Source organism: Paenarthrobacter histidinolovorans (assembly GCF_014647595.1).
In the GTDB taxonomy this organism is placed as follows: Bacteria; Actinomycetota; Actinomycetes; order Actinomycetales; family Micrococcaceae; genus Arthrobacter; species Arthrobacter histidinolovorans.
The window spans coordinates 151266-167627 of sequence record NZ_BMPM01000010.1 but is presented as its reverse complement, the minus strand read 5'-3'; the positions used below and the strand labels follow the sequence as shown (position 1 = coordinate 167627).

13 protein-coding genes and 1 pseudogene are annotated in these 16362 nt (G+C 64.4%); 5 read left to right on the top strand and 9 right to left on the bottom strand.

Annotated features, from left to right (window positions below):
* The 4 genes and pseudogenes from IEY62_RS19590 to IEY62_RS19575 form a co-directional block, all read right to left on the bottom strand.
* Window positions 1–427, bottom strand: a pseudogene (locus IEY62_RS19590) (HNH endonuclease signature motif containing protein); the annotation flags it as partial.
* 591 nt (window positions 428–1018) lie between these two features.
* Complete coding sequence (locus tag IEY62_RS19585; RefSeq protein ID WP_189021030.1) at window positions 1019–1879, bottom strand: class II glutamine amidotransferase; 861 nt, start codon at window positions 1877–1879, stop codon at window positions 1019–1021.
* A 20-nt stretch (window positions 1880–1899) separates the two neighbouring features.
* Window positions 1900–3300 carry a glutamate decarboxylase gene (locus IEY62_RS19580; RefSeq protein ID WP_189021029.1) on the bottom strand — a complete coding sequence of 467 codons (1401 nt, stop codon included), beginning with the start codon at window positions 3298–3300 and terminating at the stop codon, window positions 1900–1902.
* 369 nt (window positions 3301–3669) lie between these two features.
* Window positions 3670–5517 (bottom strand): glycoside hydrolase family 15 protein, encoded by a 1848-nt coding sequence (locus IEY62_RS19575; protein WP_189021026.1) that lies wholly within the window; start codon window positions 5515–5517, stop codon window positions 3670–3672.
* 135 nt (window positions 5518–5652) lie between these two features.
* Here IEY62_RS19575 and IEY62_RS19570 point away from each other — a divergent pair, with 135 nt between their 5' ends.
* The 3 genes from IEY62_RS19570 (at window position 5653) to IEY62_RS19560 (ending at window position 7285) form a co-directional block, all read left to right on the top strand.
* The gene (locus IEY62_RS19570) at window positions 5653–6549 is read left to right on the top strand and encodes an SDR family oxidoreductase (RefSeq protein WP_189021024.1); all 897 of its coding nucleotides are present in this window, start codon (window positions 5653–5655) and stop codon (window positions 6547–6549) included.
* 107 nt (window positions 6550–6656) lie between these two features.
* Window positions 6657–6887, top strand: coding sequence for a DUF6458 family protein (locus tag IEY62_RS19565; RefSeq protein WP_018779783.1), 231 nt, complete (start codon window positions 6657–6659; stop codon window positions 6885–6887).
* A gap of 113 nt (window positions 6888–7000) precedes the next feature.
* A complete protein-coding gene (locus tag IEY62_RS19560) occupies window positions 7001–7285 on the top strand; it encodes a hypothetical protein (RefSeq protein WP_189021022.1) in 285 nt (94 codons plus the stop codon).
* Window positions 7286–7625: 340 nt separating this feature from the next.
* Here the strand turns inward: IEY62_RS19560 and IEY62_RS19555 are convergent, their stop codons facing one another.
* The 4 genes from IEY62_RS19555 to IEY62_RS19540 all read right to left on the bottom strand — a co-directional run bounded on the left by IEY62_RS19555 (window position 7626) and on the right by IEY62_RS19540 (window position 12582).
* Window positions 7626–8219 (bottom strand): histidine phosphatase family protein, encoded by a 594-nt coding sequence (locus IEY62_RS19555; protein WP_189021020.1) that lies wholly within the window; start codon window positions 8217–8219, stop codon window positions 7626–7628.
* 90 nt (window positions 8220–8309) lie between these two features.
* Window positions 8310–9929 (bottom strand): amidohydrolase, encoded by a 1620-nt coding sequence (locus IEY62_RS19550; protein WP_189021018.1) that lies wholly within the window; start codon window positions 9927–9929, stop codon window positions 8310–8312.
* Complete coding sequence (locus IEY62_RS19545) at window positions 9926–11143, bottom strand: serine hydrolase domain-containing protein (RefSeq protein ID WP_189021016.1); 1218 nt, start codon at window positions 11141–11143, stop codon at window positions 9926–9928. Before IEY62_RS19545 ends, IEY62_RS19550 begins: the two co-directional genes overlap by 4 nt.
* A complete protein-coding gene (locus tag IEY62_RS19540) occupies window positions 11140–12582 on the bottom strand; it encodes a purine-cytosine permease family protein (RefSeq protein WP_189021047.1) in 1443 nt (480 codons plus the stop codon). Before IEY62_RS19540 ends, IEY62_RS19545 begins: the two co-directional genes overlap by 4 nt.
* A gap of 127 nt (window positions 12583–12709) precedes the next feature.
* Between IEY62_RS19540 and IEY62_RS19535 the strand changes: the two genes are divergently transcribed.
* Together IEY62_RS19535 and IEY62_RS19530 are read left to right on the top strand one after the other, a co-directional pair.
* On the top strand, window positions 12710–13351 hold the full coding sequence (locus tag IEY62_RS19535; protein WP_189021014.1) for a TetR/AcrR family transcriptional regulator: 642 nt from the start codon (window positions 12710–12712) through the stop codon (window positions 13349–13351).
* Between the two features lie 252 nt (window positions 13352–13603).
* Complete coding sequence (locus IEY62_RS19530) at window positions 13604–15052, top strand: serine/threonine-protein kinase (protein WP_189021012.1); 1449 nt, start codon at window positions 13604–13606, stop codon at window positions 15050–15052.
* Window positions 15053–15069: 17 nt separating this feature from the next.
* Here the strand turns inward: IEY62_RS19530 and IEY62_RS19525 are convergent, their stop codons facing one another.
* Window positions 15070–16299, bottom strand: coding sequence for a GAF domain-containing sensor histidine kinase (locus IEY62_RS19525; RefSeq protein WP_189021010.1), 1230 nt, complete (start codon window positions 16297–16299; stop codon window positions 15070–15072).
* Window positions 16300–16362: the final 63 nt, after the last annotated feature.

Below are 16362 nucleotides of genomic sequence, written 5' to 3'. Positions count from 1 at the left end.
GGTGTTCGCGCCGGGCCGGGACGTGGTGGCCGGTTATTCCTGTCCCGGGCAGGACGTCGGTTGTGAGGGCGAGCCGTCGCCGGGCTTCACTGATGCCGATCCGCAGCCTGGCCCGCAGGAACTCGGCTGCGTTCCGGTACCCATCATCCAAAACACTGCCACCAGCACCAACACCAGCAGCCACCGCCGAATCCGCACCCGCCACAGAACCAGTACCCGTCACAGGACCAGCACCAACCCCTGCCCCAGCCCCACCACCTGCGCCACCGGCCGGTTCGGTCCACCCCGTCCGCCATTCCTGCGCCCCGGACGCCACGAACGCCCCGGACGCCCCTGACTGCCGCGCCTGCGCCTCGCGCCGGGTCCGTTCCACCGCCTGGGCCGCGACCACCTGCACATACTCCAACTGCCGCGAAATCTCCTCCACCCGCCCAGCAAACTCCGCAGCGTCCCCAAAGCCGAACAACTGAGCCTCCGAAGCGACCGAACTGCACAGCCCGACCAACGCCTCCGAAGCATCCTCAAGAAAAGAATCAAGGTCCCGGGAAGATCCGAAAGTCGTCTCTGCGACGAGAAGGGAATCCCCGTTATCGTCCAGGGCTGATCCTGGTGATCCTGGTGAGCCGGCGGAAGGGCGCTGAGTGAGGGCCGTTGACGCCCGATCCTGAAGCGAGCCTGTTGAGGTAGTTCTTCCATGCTCGGAACGCGCCTCACCATGCCCCCGGGACGCTGTCCCGGGTTTCATGAGCTGCCCAATTCCCTCCATGAATCAACCCTGTCACGGCCGCAAGAACGTCATAAGCCGTTGACCCGCGTATGTGGACAACCCGCTCCAAGTGGATAAACATCATCCCAAAAAGACCGCTTGGCGGCCGATCCTCCGGCCTTCACGGATCGCTGAGGCTGGACGCCCCAAAACCGTCGCCGGAATGCATGACGGCAAGGTGACAACGCGCACGACGGCGGCAGGTCGCCGTCGTGAACTGCTTGCCTAAGGCGCGGACCGCCGGAGCTGTGGTTACCGTGCCTGCGAGGCCGCCGCGGCCGGTTCGAGGTCGGCGAGGCCAAGCGGGTGGGCGGGGGGATCCGGGAAAGTGATAGTGGATGTCACTGTTAAGTCCGGTCCCACGTGAACCAGTTCGCCGGGGGACATGGGCCGCCATCCGGGGTTTTGATCCATGGGTTCGGTGGCGAGCAGGACGTGCGGGGACCGGGAGAGTTCGGCGCTGTGGGAGCGGATCCGCGCGCTTTGGACGTCGAGTGGGCTGGGTGTGGTGGCCGGGCGGCGTTCAAGCATGTAGAGATCGTGCGTCGCCGGGTATCTGAGTGCCCACATCTCCGTGGACGTCGTCAGGATGAAATTGAGGCTGAACACCGGCAATTCCCTGGCTATCCAGGCAACGGCGGCCACTATGCCCGCCTGGATGTCCCCCTCTGCGGCCCGGGTTTCGGCGGTGATGAGCGCAAACAGACGCTCGCTGTCCGACTGGCCCAGGACCAGGTCCATGGCCTTGAGCTCAACAAGCCGACGATCAAGTTTTTCCAGGCCACGGAGCACACCGTTGTGGGCAAAGAGCCGCCCGTCCTGTTCGAAAGGATGCGTGTTCACCAGGGTGAGGGCGCCGGTGCTGGCATACCGCACATGCGCCAGGAACGTGGTGCTTTTCAGGTCGCGGGCTTCGCGGGCGAAGGCGTGGTCCTCCCAGGCCGCCATCGGCTGTTTGAAGACATGCGCATTGCCGGCCGGGTCAAAGGTCCCGATTCCTGCGCCGTCGGGTTCCCGCCGGCTTTGGGACGAGAGACTGTCCGGTGCGTTCAAGAGCCAAAACGTTGCCCGCACTGCTTGGGCACCTGCGTGCAGCCCGAAAAGACGGCACATGGGAAGCCTCCTTCGCGTGGTTAGTGGTGGAAGCCCTCAGGCTGTTTGTCTGCGGGCATCGGCGACGTAAGGCTGTCCAGGTATTCCACTGCCTTGGTCAGATCGGCCAGGAAACTGGAAGCGAGATCACGGGTGAAACCGTTCCGGACCACGATTCTCTGCACTGTTACCTCGCCCAAACCGTCGGGCAAGGGGTAGGCGGGCACCAGCCAGCCGTTCATACGCAGGCGCTCGGACAGATGTTTGAGGTTCCAGTTGTCCGTGTAGCCTTCGGTGAGCTGCCAGGCGAAAACGGGGATGTCGGAGCCGTCGCTCCAGAGGGTGAAAGCGTCCATGTCCCCGATCTCACTGGAGAGGTACAGGGCCACATCCCGGGACGTAGCCTGCACGGACCTGTACCCGGCAAAGCCGAGCCGGAGGAACAGGTAGTACTGCAGGAGGACCTGGGCGCCGGGCCGGGAGAAGTTCAGCGCGAACGTGGGCATGTCGCCGCCCAGGTAGCTGACGTGGAAAATCAGGTCTTCGGGGAGTGCCTCAGCGTCCCGCCACACCACCCAGCCCAGACCCGGGTACACCAGCCCATATTTGTGTCCGGAGGTGTTGATCGAGGCGACCCGGGGGAGCCTGAAATCCCATACAGTTTCGGGCTGCAGGAAAGGTGCCACCATGGCTCCGGAAGCGCCGTCAACGTGGATGGGGACGTCCAGGCCGCGGCGTGCTTGGATCTCATCCAGTGCCTCCGAGATGAGCTCAACGGGTTCGTAACGGCCCGTGTAGGTGACGCCCAGGATGGCGACGACTCCGATGGTGTTTTCGTCCACGTACTTGTCCAGGTCATGGCCGTCCAGCACTGGATGTTCGGCCGAGACCGGCACAAAGCGAGGTTCAACTTCCCAGTAATTGCAGAACTTCTCCCAGCAAACCTGAACAGCTGAACTCAGGACGAGGTTGGGATTGTCTGTTGGCTTTCCTGCCTCGCGACGGGCGTGCTGCCAGCGTCGCTTCAACGCCAGTCCGCCCAGCATGCAGGCCTCCGAGGACCCGATGGTGGACGTGCCGATGCTTTTCCCGGGATCCGGCGAGTTCCAGAGGTCAGCGAGCATCCGCCAGCACCGGGTTTCAATGAGCGCGGTTTGGGGGTACTCGTCCTTGTCGATCATGTTCTTATCGAACGTTTCGGCGTAAAGGGTGGACGCTTCGGTCTCCATCCATGTCCCCACGAACGTCGCCAGGTTCAGCCGCGAGTTGCCGTCCAGCATGGCCTCGTCGTGGACAACCTGGTACGCGGTGGCGGGCAGGGATTCGCCGTCCGGAAGGGTGAAACGTGGGAAAATGGTGGACTCTCCGGGCCTGCTGAACAGGGGATTGAGTTCGACGGCGGTGTCCGGTTCATGGTGGGACGTGCGGTGGGATCTGCTCATGGGGCAACTCCTTGGATTCGTTCGCTCGCGGTGGGGCAACTCGTCTGCCGCTCACGCTACCCGTGGCCGGCCACTCCCCCAAGTATTGGAGATGCTCGACGGCGGAAGGTCGCCGTCGGACGCCCAGCCGCCTGCGGCCGCTGGAACCGCCGCTTGCGAAACAATTGCCGCTATCGCAAAAGCAGTGACGATGGGACGATCGTCATATGGGCGAACAAGAAAAACATGAGCCCGCTGAGCCGGCAGGCCTTGCATCAGAGGATGCGGGAGCTCCAATAACCCAACAACTGCGGACCGTAGGGCAACGCAGGCGCGAGGCCGAGCGCAAGCTTGACCTGCATCTGGAAGAGGCCCGCCACAGGGGTGAAGCTACTGAAGACGGGGATCATTCCGAAGGGTAGAGCCGCTGGAATTCCCGGCGCCGCCGAACGGGGTGTCGCTCTTGCGGGCCTCACCGTGGTGCAGTTGCAGGGCACTGTGAATCAGCGGGAAGTGGCTGAACGCCTGCGGAGTGTTGCCCAGTTGCCGTTTGGTGCGGGGATCCCACTCTTCGCTGAGCAGCCCCACATCGTTGCGCAGGCTGAGCAGCCGTTCGAAAAGTTCCGTGGCTTGGTCGGTGTGCCCGATGCCCAGCAGCGAGTCCACCAGCCAGAAGGAACAGGCCAGGAAGACCCCTTCGTCGCCAGGCAATCCGTCGTGTCCTGACTGTGTCCGGTAGCGAAGAACCAAACCGTCCTCCGTGAGGTTCTTCTTGATGGCGTCCACGGTCCCTGCAACGCGAGGATGCCGGTGCGGCAGGAATCCGACGCGGGGGACCAGCAGCAGGCTCGCGTCCAGCTCCTTGCTGCCGTAGGACTGCACAAAGCTGTTGAGGTCCTCGTCGAAGCCCTTGGTCATGACATCGTGGTGGATTTCGCTCCGTAGAGCCGCCCAGCGGTCGTGTGGTCCGGGCAGTCCGGAAGTGCGAACGGCTTTGACCATGCGGTCGGCGGCCACCCAGGCCATGACTTTCGAATGGGTGAAGTCCCGGCGGGGTCCGCGCATCTCCCATAGCCCGTTGTCCGGCTGGTTCCAGGCCCCTTCAAGGTATTCCATCAGCGCCACCTGGATATCCCAGGAATTATCAACGGAGTCCTTGAAAGCGGCCCGGGTCAGCGAAAGGCCATCCAGGACCTCACCCCACACGTCCAGTTGAAGCTGTGGGGCTGCCGCGTTTCCGGTTCGTACGGGCGCTGACCCTTCGTAGCCGGAAAGCCACGGGATGTCGGCCTCCGGAAGCCTCCGGGCGCCGTCGAGTCCGTACACGATCTGAAGTTGCGAGGGGTCGCCGGCGATCGCCCGGAGCAGCCAATCCCGCCAGGCGGAGGCCTCTTCCGTGTAGCCGGCGGCGAGAAGGGACTGCAGGGTCAGCGTGGCGTCACGCAGCCAGCAGAACCGGTAGTCCCAGTTCCGTGGCCCGCCGATCTGTTCGGGCAGGGAGGTGGTGGCGGCGGCCACGATGCCACCGGTTGGCTCGTAGGTAAGCGCTTTGAGGGTGATCAGGGACCTCTCCACCGGTTCCTTGTACTTCCCCGCTATCTTGCTGCGGCCAATCCACTCGAGCCAATACGATTCCGTCGCGTCCAGTGCCCGCAGGGGGTCGATCCGCCGGGGTTCGCGCTCATGGCTTGGCGCCCAACGCAGGACGAAGGGGACCCGGTCTCCTTTGCGGACGCTGAAGTCGCTGTAGGTCCGGTTGTCCCGGCCCACGAGCGGGGCATGGGTGGTGAGGTACGCGGAGTCCGGGCCGGCCACTGCGCTGATCCCGTGTTTGCTGCGCCGCACCCAGGGCACAACGCTGCCGTAGTCGAAGCGGAGGACCAGTTCCATGTGCATTTCCACTTCGCCGGACAGGCCTTCGACGATCCGCACCAGGTCCACGGCGTCGTCGCGGACGGGCATGAAGTCGATGACCTTCACCGAACCGCCGTCGACTTCCCAAACGGTCTCCAGGATCAGGGTGTCTTCCCGGTACGTGCGGCGGGTGCTGTTGCCGCCGTCGGGAGTGCCGGCAGGTGCCAGGAGCCAGCGACCCGCCTCAGGCGTGTGCAGCAGCGCCGCGAAGCAGGCCGGTGAGTCGAACCTTGGCAAGCACATCCAGTCAATGGACCCGTCCCGCCCCACCAACGCGGCAGTGTTCAGGTCCCCGATGATTGCGTAGTCCTCGATCCTGGCCATGGAACCGATCCTAGTCTGCGTCGCGGGCCGCAGCGGCTGGGGCTCGACGACGGCAGCAGTCGCCGAAGTTGGGGGCTGGCCTCGTTTTCCAGTGCGTGCTACCACTGACGTAGGAACAAAACCTGAGGAGAAGTTGTGGCCGAAGACCTGCCTGTCCTTGTTGTTGGCGCTACGGGTTTCCTGGGCGGCCAAGTGGTTGATGAGCTTCTGAAGCGTGGCAGGAAGGTCCGGGCGCTGGTCCGGCCCGGGTCCAAAGCCGCCAAGCTGGAGGCCAAAGGAGTCGGGATCGTCCGCGGAGACATGCTGGACACCGCCTCGCTGATCACTGCCATGACGGGCGTCTCCGCAGCGATTTCGACGGCGGCCGGCTATACCAGGAATGACAGGAACGCCAAGGTGATCGACAGTTACGGCAACAGCAACCTGGCCGTTGCCGCCAAGTACGCCGCCGTGCCGCGCTTTGTGTTGATCAGCATTCTCACCTGCGACCAAACGCCCCAGATCCCGCACTTCTGGAACAAGAAGCTGGCGGAGGACAAGTTCGAGGAACTCGGCGTCCCGTTTGTCGCGCTGCGGCCGGGGGCCTTCTTTGACCAGGCGGTGGGGATGGGCGGCGATCCTTTCGCGAAGGGCCGCTTTGTGTGGCTCGGCTCCAAGGACGCCCGGCTGACGTTCGTCCTGGCAAGCGATCTGGCCACCTACCTGGCAGCCGCTGTTGACGCTGACGTTGTGGACGGCGAGCGCATCGACATCGGGTGGACGCGGCCACTCAGCATGCAGGATGCGGCTGGACTTGCGGGTCGCCGGGCGGGGAAGGAGATCAAGGTGAGGTCCATTCCGGCCGGGGCCATCAACGGCCTGGGCAAGGTCACCGCCAAGGTTCTTCCCCTGGTGGCGGACATGGCGAGCATGGTGGCGTGGTTCGAGACAGGCAAGTATGTTGCGGACACCACCCGCCAGGAACAGGTGTTCGGTCCGGCGCCTACCCCTGAGGATGCAATCGGCCGGGTGGCTGCGCGGTACGGCCACTAGCAGTGGTGTTCTCTGATGGCTGGCGGGCGCGGTAAATCATAAGTATCCTGATGACACGGATCCGGCCATGCCCTGTACCTGCGCCGGACATACATGAGGAGCACGTTATGAGAATCGGTTCTTCCATTGCCCTGATTGCCATCGGAGCTATTCTGGCTTTCGCGCTCGCCCCCGGAATCATCCCCTTCCTGGACCAGGTCCTGGTTGGCTACATCCTGATAGTGGTGGGAGTCATCGGACTCATCATTTCGATCGCCATGTCCAACAGGACCCGCCGCACAGTAGTTGAACGCCGCGGCGATCCCCACACCGTCGTAGAGCGGCGCCCCGAGATCTAGCAGCCGCAGCCAACGGAAGAAGCGCACGACGGCGGCCTCCCGCCGTCGTGCGCTTTCCAGCCTCAGGTGCGGAACTGGTCCGGCCCCGCCGCCCAACGGCGTAGGCTGCTGCCATGGAGCAGACATTCGACATCGAATTGGTGAATCAGAACGAGTACCTGGTGCGTTGGGCTTCGGAAGGGCAGTCCGGAGAATCCCTGATCCACACCAATCCAGGGTTCCTGGCCGAGGCGGGACTTGAAGGCATTGATGAGCAGCTGATCGTTGAAGAAACCACCAGCTACCTGGCCGAACGGCAACCGGTGATCGACTTCCCACAAACCGTGGACCTTGAAGAAATCGCGGCCGCTTACACGGACTACACGGAACAGCTGAAGTCCCGGCTTCAGGCCAGATAGCAATTCCGCGTCACGATCCTGCCCCTTCCGCTACTTAACCTGCGTCCGGTCAGTCGGCGTCCAAGGGAGTAGCGGCCATCAATACCTGCACACCTGCATCGATCGCTGCCTGGGCGTCATCCCTTGAATCCAGAACCGCGCTTTGCTTCGACATCGCCGGGATTCATCGCGGCAAGGTGACGTTTTATGCGGGGCCGGGGTCGGCCGGGAACCAGGCAATCGCCGTCTTCGACCTTCCCGGTGCCGGAACCTTCGTAGGCCGCCACCTCAGCGGGGCCATGTAGGACTGGGTTGCAGACCTGCTTGAGGAAGTGCGCAGACTCGCTCCAGGAGGGCGAGTTCAGGCCTGAACGTCTGCCGCGATGCGCTCGCCGTTGAAGTACTCAAGCTGCCAGCCGTCAACCGGATGGTGATGGGCAAGGTTCAGCGCCGCGTTCTGGACGCTGTCCAGGGTGCGGCCGATCGCGCGGCTCAGAGTCAGCCGGATCAGTGTTCCGTGCGCAACCACCAGCACGCGCTTGCCTGCGAACTCCCGGGCCAGGGCCTCCAGCGCAGCAATGCCGCGGTCGGCAGCGTCGTCGTCGCTCTCGCCACCGCGGAAGCCGCCGGGGATGCGCAGGGCCTCCAGCTCCGGTCCGGCCTGCAAGCCTTCCGCCGGCCCAAAGCTGCGCTCAATGAGGTCCGGCACCAGCCGGGCAACGGAGAGCCCCAAGCCATCGGCGATGATCTCCGCCGTTTCTGCCGCCCGGCTCAGCGGCGAGGACACCACCGTGTCCCATTGCTGGCCGGACAGGAAAGCGACGGCGTCGCGCGCCTGGCCGCGGCCGGTGTCGTTCAGGGGGATGTCAGTAGCTCCCTGCAACCGGCGCTCCGCGTTCCAGTCGGTCTGGCCATGGCGGACGAGGGCGAAAGTTGTGAGGGTCATGCCTTCCATTGTGCCCTGCCGGCAAAAAGGGCGCAGTTCCCTGCGTCACGTACGGAAACGCCCGACGGCGGCAAGTCGCCGTCGGGCGGTACGGCGCGGTCAGGGTCGCTGGACCTGGTGGACCGTGCGCCCTCCCACGACGGTTCGCAGGACTCTTGCTTCAAGCAGCGATCCGGGCTGGTCGGCGGCGAAAACGTCCGTGTCGAGCACCACGAAGTCTGCGTACAAACCAGCGGCCAACCGGCCGACGTTGTTCTCCGCCCCACAGGTCCAGGCCGAGTCCCGGGTGGCGTGCTCGATCGAATCTGCGAGGGGCAGTGCGAACTCCGGGACGTTCGTGCCCGCGGAGGCATCGAGCGCCGAGGCACGGGTAGTGGCCACATACATGTTGGGCAGTGGCGCGTGCGGGGAGGTGGGAGAGTCCGTACCGAAAGCGAGGCGGCCCCCGGCGTCGATGATCCAAGGCCAGGCGAATCCCCGCTCTGCACGGTCGTCGCCGAGTTTGGAGCTCCAGTTCTCGCTGATGGCAGGATCGGCGTGGACCGGTTGCATGCTGGCGGTGATCCCCAGTGCGGCGAGCCGATCGACGTCGGCCCTGTCCACCAACTCAAGGTGCTCGATCCGGTGGCGCCGTTCGCGGGGGCCGTTCTCCGCCACGGCATGCTCCACGGCCCCGATCGCGATCCGTACCGACTCGTCTCCGATGGCGTGCATGGCCACTTTGAGTCCAGCCGCGTCGGCCGCCGCCACCACGGGCGCCAGTTCCTTGAGGCTCCAGATCGGCTCGGCATTCGACCCGTCGGCGTACGGCATCCCAAGTGTGGCGGTGCAGCCGTCGATGGTCCCGTCGATGATCACCTTGATGCCCACCACGCGCAGGAACGGGGATTCATGCTCGACGGCGAGCGCTGCCGCCCTCTGGACCTGCGCGATGTTTGCCGCCGCGTCGCCGGTGTTGTTCACCCGCCAATAGGCCATGAGGCGGCTGGTCAGCGTGCCATCCTTGTCCGCGCGCTTGAACGCCTCAAGGTCGGTCTCGTTGAAGCCCATGTCACAGGCGGTGGTCACGCCTGTCTCGCGGTAAGCCTGTTGGACCGCGGCGATGCTGGCCGAGTGCTGGTCATCGCTTGCCCGGGAGTCCAGGAAGGGAAGCACCATGTCGTAGAAGGCGTTCTCGTCGATGTACCCAGTGGCGTGACCGTCCGCAGTGCGTTTGATGGTTCCGCCGTGCGGATTTTCGGTGTGGTCATCGATCCCGAGTTCAGCCAGCGCCGCGGTGTTCACCCATACTGAGTGGAAGTCGTAGGCGAAGGCGTAGACGGGTTTGTCCGGGACTACCGCATCCAGCATGCCCGCGTCCGGGACGCCGCCAGGAATCGCTCCGTGCAACCAGCCGGTAGCAAGGATCCGCTCCAGGCCCGGGTTCCCGGCATCGTGGGCCTTGATCCGTTGCTGGATCTCCGCAACGGACTTGGCTCCCCACAGGCTCACCTGGCCCAGGGCTTCGCCCGTGCCGATCACATGGGCGTGGCCATCGACGAAACCGGGAACTACCAAACGGCTCTCCAGGTCAATACGCTCCGCGTCCGGGCAGAGGCGCTCAGCTGTGCCGGCATCCCCGACATAAAGGATGCGCTCTCCCTGGACGATCATCGATTCGGCCCAGCGGCGGGTATCGGAGGTGAAGATGCGGGCGTTGGTGTAGAGCTGGGTGGTCACGCTGCTGTTTCCTTGCTTTCGGGTTCTGTGGTGGAAGCGCCGCTCAGGGTGTTGTGGTCCATGGTCCTGCTGACATCGAGGAGCAGCTGGTTCTGGAGCGTATGCAGATGTCCGCTTTCCGGTTCCGGCCAGGTGGACAACTTCACGATCACGGTATCGCTGGGCGGATCAATCCAAAGGTATTGGCCGTGGATGCCGATGCCGGTGATGTTGCCGCGCCCGTTTCCCGTGCACCACCACTGCCTTGTGTAGGAGCCCTCATGGTGGATGGTGGTGAATGACGCGTCTTTCATTGCTTCCTTGTCACCGCCCGCGAGGATGCTTTGGACCCACTCCGCGGACACCACCCGCCCGCCTGGACCTTCGCCGTCGTCGAGCATTAACCGGCCCACCCGGGCGAGGTCGCGGGCGGTGCAGGAAACCCCGCCGTTCGCGAACCCGAAGCCTGCGGGGTCGACCGTGATGGTGGCGTCCCGGTCGGCGTCGAGCTTGGACCACAGGTGCTTGGAAAGGGCCTCGGAGTAGCGGAGGCCGGTTACGCGCTCGATGATCCACGCCAGGACGTCTGTGTTGGCCGAACAGTATTGAAAATTACCCACTGTGCCGTCGCCTGTGAGGGTGGTCAGGAAGGCATAGGTGTCCTCAGGGTCGCCTTCCCGCCGGGTGCGCCAGCCTGCGGAGCGGTCGTGGGTCTGCACCTCGGAGGCAGGGTCCCCATAATTTTCGCTGTAGTTGAGCTCGATAGCCATGTCGAGGACGTGCTGGATGGTTGGCCCGTCATATGCGGAGCCGGCGAGCTCGGGAACGTAGTCAACCACGCGGGCGGACGGGACGATCCCGCCTGCATCAATCAATGCCCCGATCACCAGGCCGCACAACGACTTTGAAATGCTCATGACCAGGTGGAGGTCATCAGGAGCGAAGCCGGGACGGTAGTACTCGGCAATCACGTCATTTCCGTGCAGGACCAGGAAAGCGTCGGTGTACGTCTCCTCCAGGCGCTGCGTCAGCCCCGGCAGCCCAAGGGCGTCCAGCCGTTCAGTGGCCACGGCCGGGGCTGCCGGAAAGCGGCGGGTGATGGCCGCCGTCGGGACTATTTCCCCCAGGTGCGCAAACGTCCAGCGGTTGTGGGGTCCCACCTGCCAGTTGTCCTGGCCCGGTTGGCTGGCGGCGCCAGGGTAACGTGCCGGGTGTGTGCCGGTTGAGCTGGTCATGCGGGGGCTCCTTGGGTGACGGGTGTTTTGGCGGGACCGCGGCGCAAAGCCGGGCTAAGTGCGAAATAGACCGCAGCGGTGACGATGATGGACACGGGGACGGAAAGGTCCAGGAAGCCCATGGCGGCTGAGATGGGGCCCGTCCACGCGGTGTTGGTGAGGAAGAGGGATGCCACAGCCGCGCCGAGGACCACAGCGAGCAAACCGGGGATGTGCCAGCCGCCGCTGTACCAGAACGGGCTACCGGGTTTCTCGTTGAAAAGGTCATTGCCGTCGTAGCGGTTGCGGCGAAGAATGACGTCCACCGCAAAGACCGCCATGGTGGGTCCGGAAATGAGGACCAGCAACTGCAGCATGAGGTTGACGGCGTCCAGGAGGCTGGTGGACATGACGAGGTAGATGGTCAGTGCGGTGCCGATCGCCCCGACCACCACTGCGGACGGGATGCGGCGGATAGGTACACCGATGGACTGGAATGCCATGCTCGCGGTGTAGGTGGTCATGCCGTTGAGCGAGATGGTGTTGATGATGACGCCCACCACGAAGACGGGTCCGAGCCATGCCGGCAACAAGGACAGGATTGCCGATTCGATGCCGAGGTCCATGGCCGCCGCGCTGATGCCGGTGGCCAGCAAGGCACCCACAGCCGTGAAGAACATGCAGGGCAGCGCGCCGCCAAGAGCCGTGGCCGCGATGATGGATGACCTTTTGGTGGTCTCCGGGAGGTATCGGGCAAGGTCCGGGCTGTTGGTGTAGGACAGGGGAGTGGAAGCCAGGATGGCGAATCCGATGGTCATGGCGGACCACAGGGCGCCGCCCTCGAGGGGAGCGGGGGCTGCATAACCCCATTGCACGTGCGGCAGGGCGAACGCGGTGACGAGCAGGAAAACGACCAGCAGCACCGACGCGACAACGGGGTAGCTCCGCAGGATCAGGCTGTGGCCAAAGACGGCCACCAGCACGGTGATCCCCGCGACGACGATCGTAACGAGTACCGGACCCGTCACGGGATCAGGGAAACCAAGCTGCGCCAGGAGCTCGGCACCCATGAACGAGGACGCCAGCCAGTTGAGGGCCAGGAAGACCGCGGAGATGAACCACCCGAAGAAAGCGACAACAACCCTGTTGCCGCGGATGCCGTAGATGGCGCGGGTGATGACGGAGCCTGACGTTCCTGCGGCAGGGCCGCTTGTGGCGACGATGCCGGTCAAAATCCAGGGGAGGCTGCCGGCAATGATGACGAGTATGGCCTGCCAGATCTCCAGGCCCAGCAGAATCAGGGAGGCCCCCACTGTGAAGTTCAGGACGCTGACATTCGGGGCCGCCCATACGGGGAAGAGATCGCGGGCGCGGCCGTGCCTTTCGGAGGCTTCGATGAGTTCGATGCCCCTGGTTTCGGGGTGGGCAAGCGGTTCGGGGTAGGTGACCGGATCGGTCATTGGGGGCTGGGACAACGCTGTTCCTCTCGGGGAAGGGCCGGCTCGCAACGCTGGGAAGCCGGTCCGTCGACGCTATTGGTCGGCTGACCAATGTGCTATTGGTCACTAATCCAATAGACTGGGAGGCATGGTGTCAAGCCCCACTTCCCAACGCGTCCGAAAGTTACCTGACGAGCGCCGTGCCGAAATCCTTGCCGAGGCCGCATCCATCGCCCTGAAAGAGGGGCTCGAGCGGATCACCCTCCGCGCCGTGGCCGACCGCCTGGGGGTGCGGCCCGGCCTGATCAGCCACTACTACCCGGCCGCCGAGGACCTGGTGATCGCCGCCTTCGTCCTGGCGGTATCGGAAGAGCGGGAGGAGTTGTTTCCCGACGGCGGGACTCCTTTTGAGCGCATGGCCCACCTGATCTCACGCGTGGAAGGCGATGGCGCCGCCGGGCTGTCGCGGCTATGGCTCAATGCGAGGCATTTGTGCAGATTCACGCCGGCCCTGGCCCGGGCGCTCCAGGCCCAGGAGTACCTGGACAGGTCCCGGTTGGTGGCTTTGATAGATGACGGGGTGGCGGCCGGGGAGTTCGCGGCCGGGGACTCCCATGCTGCCTGTGTCCGGATCCTGGTGGCGGTGGATGGTGTGGGTGCCTACGTGAACAATGTGGGCTCCTTCGATGAGGATGCGTATACGCGGTTCGTTACGGACGTGGCTGAATGGTCGCTGGGCATTCCCGCAGGCAAGCTTCGGGCGGCGGTTGACCAGTTGCGCCAGGGCTGAGGCCGTGCCCTGATGGGGCGTTGATGCGGCCCTGCGTGAAGCGTCCCATTGTCCTTTCCGTGATTTAATCAGTATCCTGATGACTTATCTGGTTAACCGGATGATGCTGTTTGAGCTGAGATGCTCGGGCCGCGAGGGCTGAAGCAATCGGCCAAGCGGCTACGTGAAATGTGATTGACGGCATTACCTGGTACCGGCGGACAGTGATTTGGTCTGTGACGCGCCAGGTGGTCCCAAAGGACGTGACAAACCGTGGGCTACAACCGAAAAACCGTGGGCGCAGGTGCCCCCGACTCCGTGGACGGCGCGGCGACGGGCAGCGCCCTTGACGGCCGCTACCAGTTGGGACCGCTCCTGGGCAGAGGCGCCATGTCCGCTGTCTACCGGGCGACGGACCTGGTCCTCGGCCGTGAAGTTGCGGTCAAGATCTTCCTTCCCGGCTCTGGCGACGAGTCATTCCGCGCCCGCCAGGAAACCGAAATGCGCCTCCTCGCTGCCTTCGACCACCCCGGACTGGTGGCAGCCTTCGACGCGGGCGTCGATACGCGCAACGACGAAGAACGCGCTTACCTCGTCATGGAACTCGCCGAGGGGCGGGACCTGCGTGCCGTATTGTCCGACGGGCCGCTCACTGTTCCCGAAACCGCCCGGATCGGGATCCGGATCGCCGGAGCCTTGTCCCAGGTCCACGAACACGCAGTTATCCACCGTGACATCAAGCCGGCCAACATCCTGGTGTCCGACGACGACGGGCTGGCTCAGTCAGTCAAGCTGGCCGACTTTGGGGTCGCGTTGGTGATGAACGACAACCGCCTTACCGCGACCGGATTCACAGTGGGCACGGCGCAGTACCTTAGCCCGGAGCAGGCGCAGGGCTTGCACCTGACCCCGAAAAGCGACATCTACTCGCTGGGCCTGGTGCTCCTGGAATGCCTGACGGGCCACGCGGAGTATCCGGGCACGCCCGTGGAGACAGCCTCGGCGCGCCTTCACAGGGCACCGCAGATTCCGCTGGAGCTTCCCGCTCCGCTGCGCTCCCTCTTGGCAGCGATGACGGATATGGATCCGGAAAAACGCCCCACGGCCAAGGAAGTTGAGCACGCGCTCTCGGAGGAGGGCGTCCAATCCGGGCGCAGGACTGCGATCCTACCGCCCGTCCCGCAGCGAACTCCGCTTTACGCGACGACCGCCCTGACGCCCAAGGGTGGCGGGCGCACCACCAGGGCGGCGGCCATCCGGCCGCGGAACAGGAAGCCGGCCACTATTACGGGAATCCGTGACTTCAGCAAACGGCGACCCAAGACAGCGCGCGGTGTGGCGGCCGCAGCCGTTGCCATCCCGCTCGCCCTGCTGGTGCTGACCCAAGGGCTCTCATCGGCAGGCAATCCGGTCGACCCGTCCCAGCCTTCAGACCATGGTGTGTCGCAGGCCGATCCGCAGCCTGCCTCCCCGGTCCTCCCGGCGCCGGCAACTCCCTCGCCCTCCGGTGCCGTGCCGGCAGAGGTAGTCAATGTTCCTGTGACGTCCGTGCCGGAGCAACCACCGGCGCCGGTAGTGCAAGGCATTCCCGTGCAGGACCCCGCCCAAGCCCCGTCAGGCCAGTCCCCGGCGGAGCTGAACGGCCCGGACATAGCCAAGACCAAGAGTGATGGCAAGAGTGAAAAGAAGTCTGAGAAGAGGCAGGACAAAGCCGCCAAGTAGTCCCGGCCGGACCTGATCTACGTTCCGGCTGGGAAGCTCACTACGATGGTGGTGCCTCCGCCGGGCGTCTCGGCGAGGCTGAGGTCACCGCCGTGGGCTTTTGCGATGCTGCTGCAGGTTGCCAGGCCCAGGCCGGAACCGGGACCGTCGCCTTCACGCCGCAGCCGCACCAAAGGTTCCAGCACCTTGTCGCGGTCCTCTGGATTGATGCCCTTGCCATTGTCCGCCACGTAGACGGTTGCGCCGTGGTAATTGGAAACACCGCTGATGGCGACCCTGAGATCACGCTCCGGGCTGCGATAGTTCATGGCGTTGGACAGCAGATTCTGCAGGAGGGTCCGTAGCTGCCCGCGGTCCGCGTGCACGTTGATGTCCTGGACATCAACAATTCCGTCGTTCTCTATTCCGAGATCCCTCACCACCTCCTGGGTGACCTCGAGCAACGAGACCCAGGCAGGCTGGATGCCACCGCCGACGCGCGAGTAGCTGAGCACGTCTTCCAGCATCCCCAGCATCCGCCGTCCACTGGCACCAATACGGTCCAGGTACCGCGCAGCAGGGCTGTTGAGCTCAATATCGGGGTCGTCCTCCACCAGTTCCACGTATCCAAGGATGGTGGTCAGGGGGATGCGAAGGTCATGGCTTACCCGTCCGGCGAATCCTGCGAGCTTGGCGTTGCTGGCCCTGAGCTCGGAATAGGTGCGGTCAAGTTGGGCGGTGCGGTGCTGAAGTTCCAGGAGTTCAACCACCTGCTTGGCCAGGACCTCCAACATCCCCACCTGTTCCTGGCTCAGTTCCTTGGTCTCGTCCGAGAAAACGCACAAGGTTCCCGGCACGAAGCCTGATCCGGTTTGCAGTGGCACGGACGCGTAGAAGCGGACGTTGCCGATTTCCCCTGTGACAAAGGGGTTGTCGGCGAAGCGGGGATCCTTGGAAGCGTCTGCCACTACCGTCCGCTCCCGGGACAGGAAAACCTTGGCGCACATGGAATCCTCCCGGGAGCAGACTCCGGGTTCCACACCCCAGGCACCGATCTGATGCTGGTATTTGGCGCTGATGATGTTGACCACCCCGAACGGGGCGCCGCACAGTTCGGTGGCGAGCCGCACGAGGTTGTGCAGGGCGCTCATGACGGCGGCATTGGGAAGAAGGACGGAATCCACTGCCGGGTCGAGGCCGTATTCCTGGAGCTCCATGTCCCGGCCGTAGTCCGTGGAGAAAGACAGCCGTCCCTGAATTTCCGTCATTGAAACCATCCCCCAGCAGTGTTGTGAATTCCCTGCCGATACTACCGGGAGGTTGGACCCGGT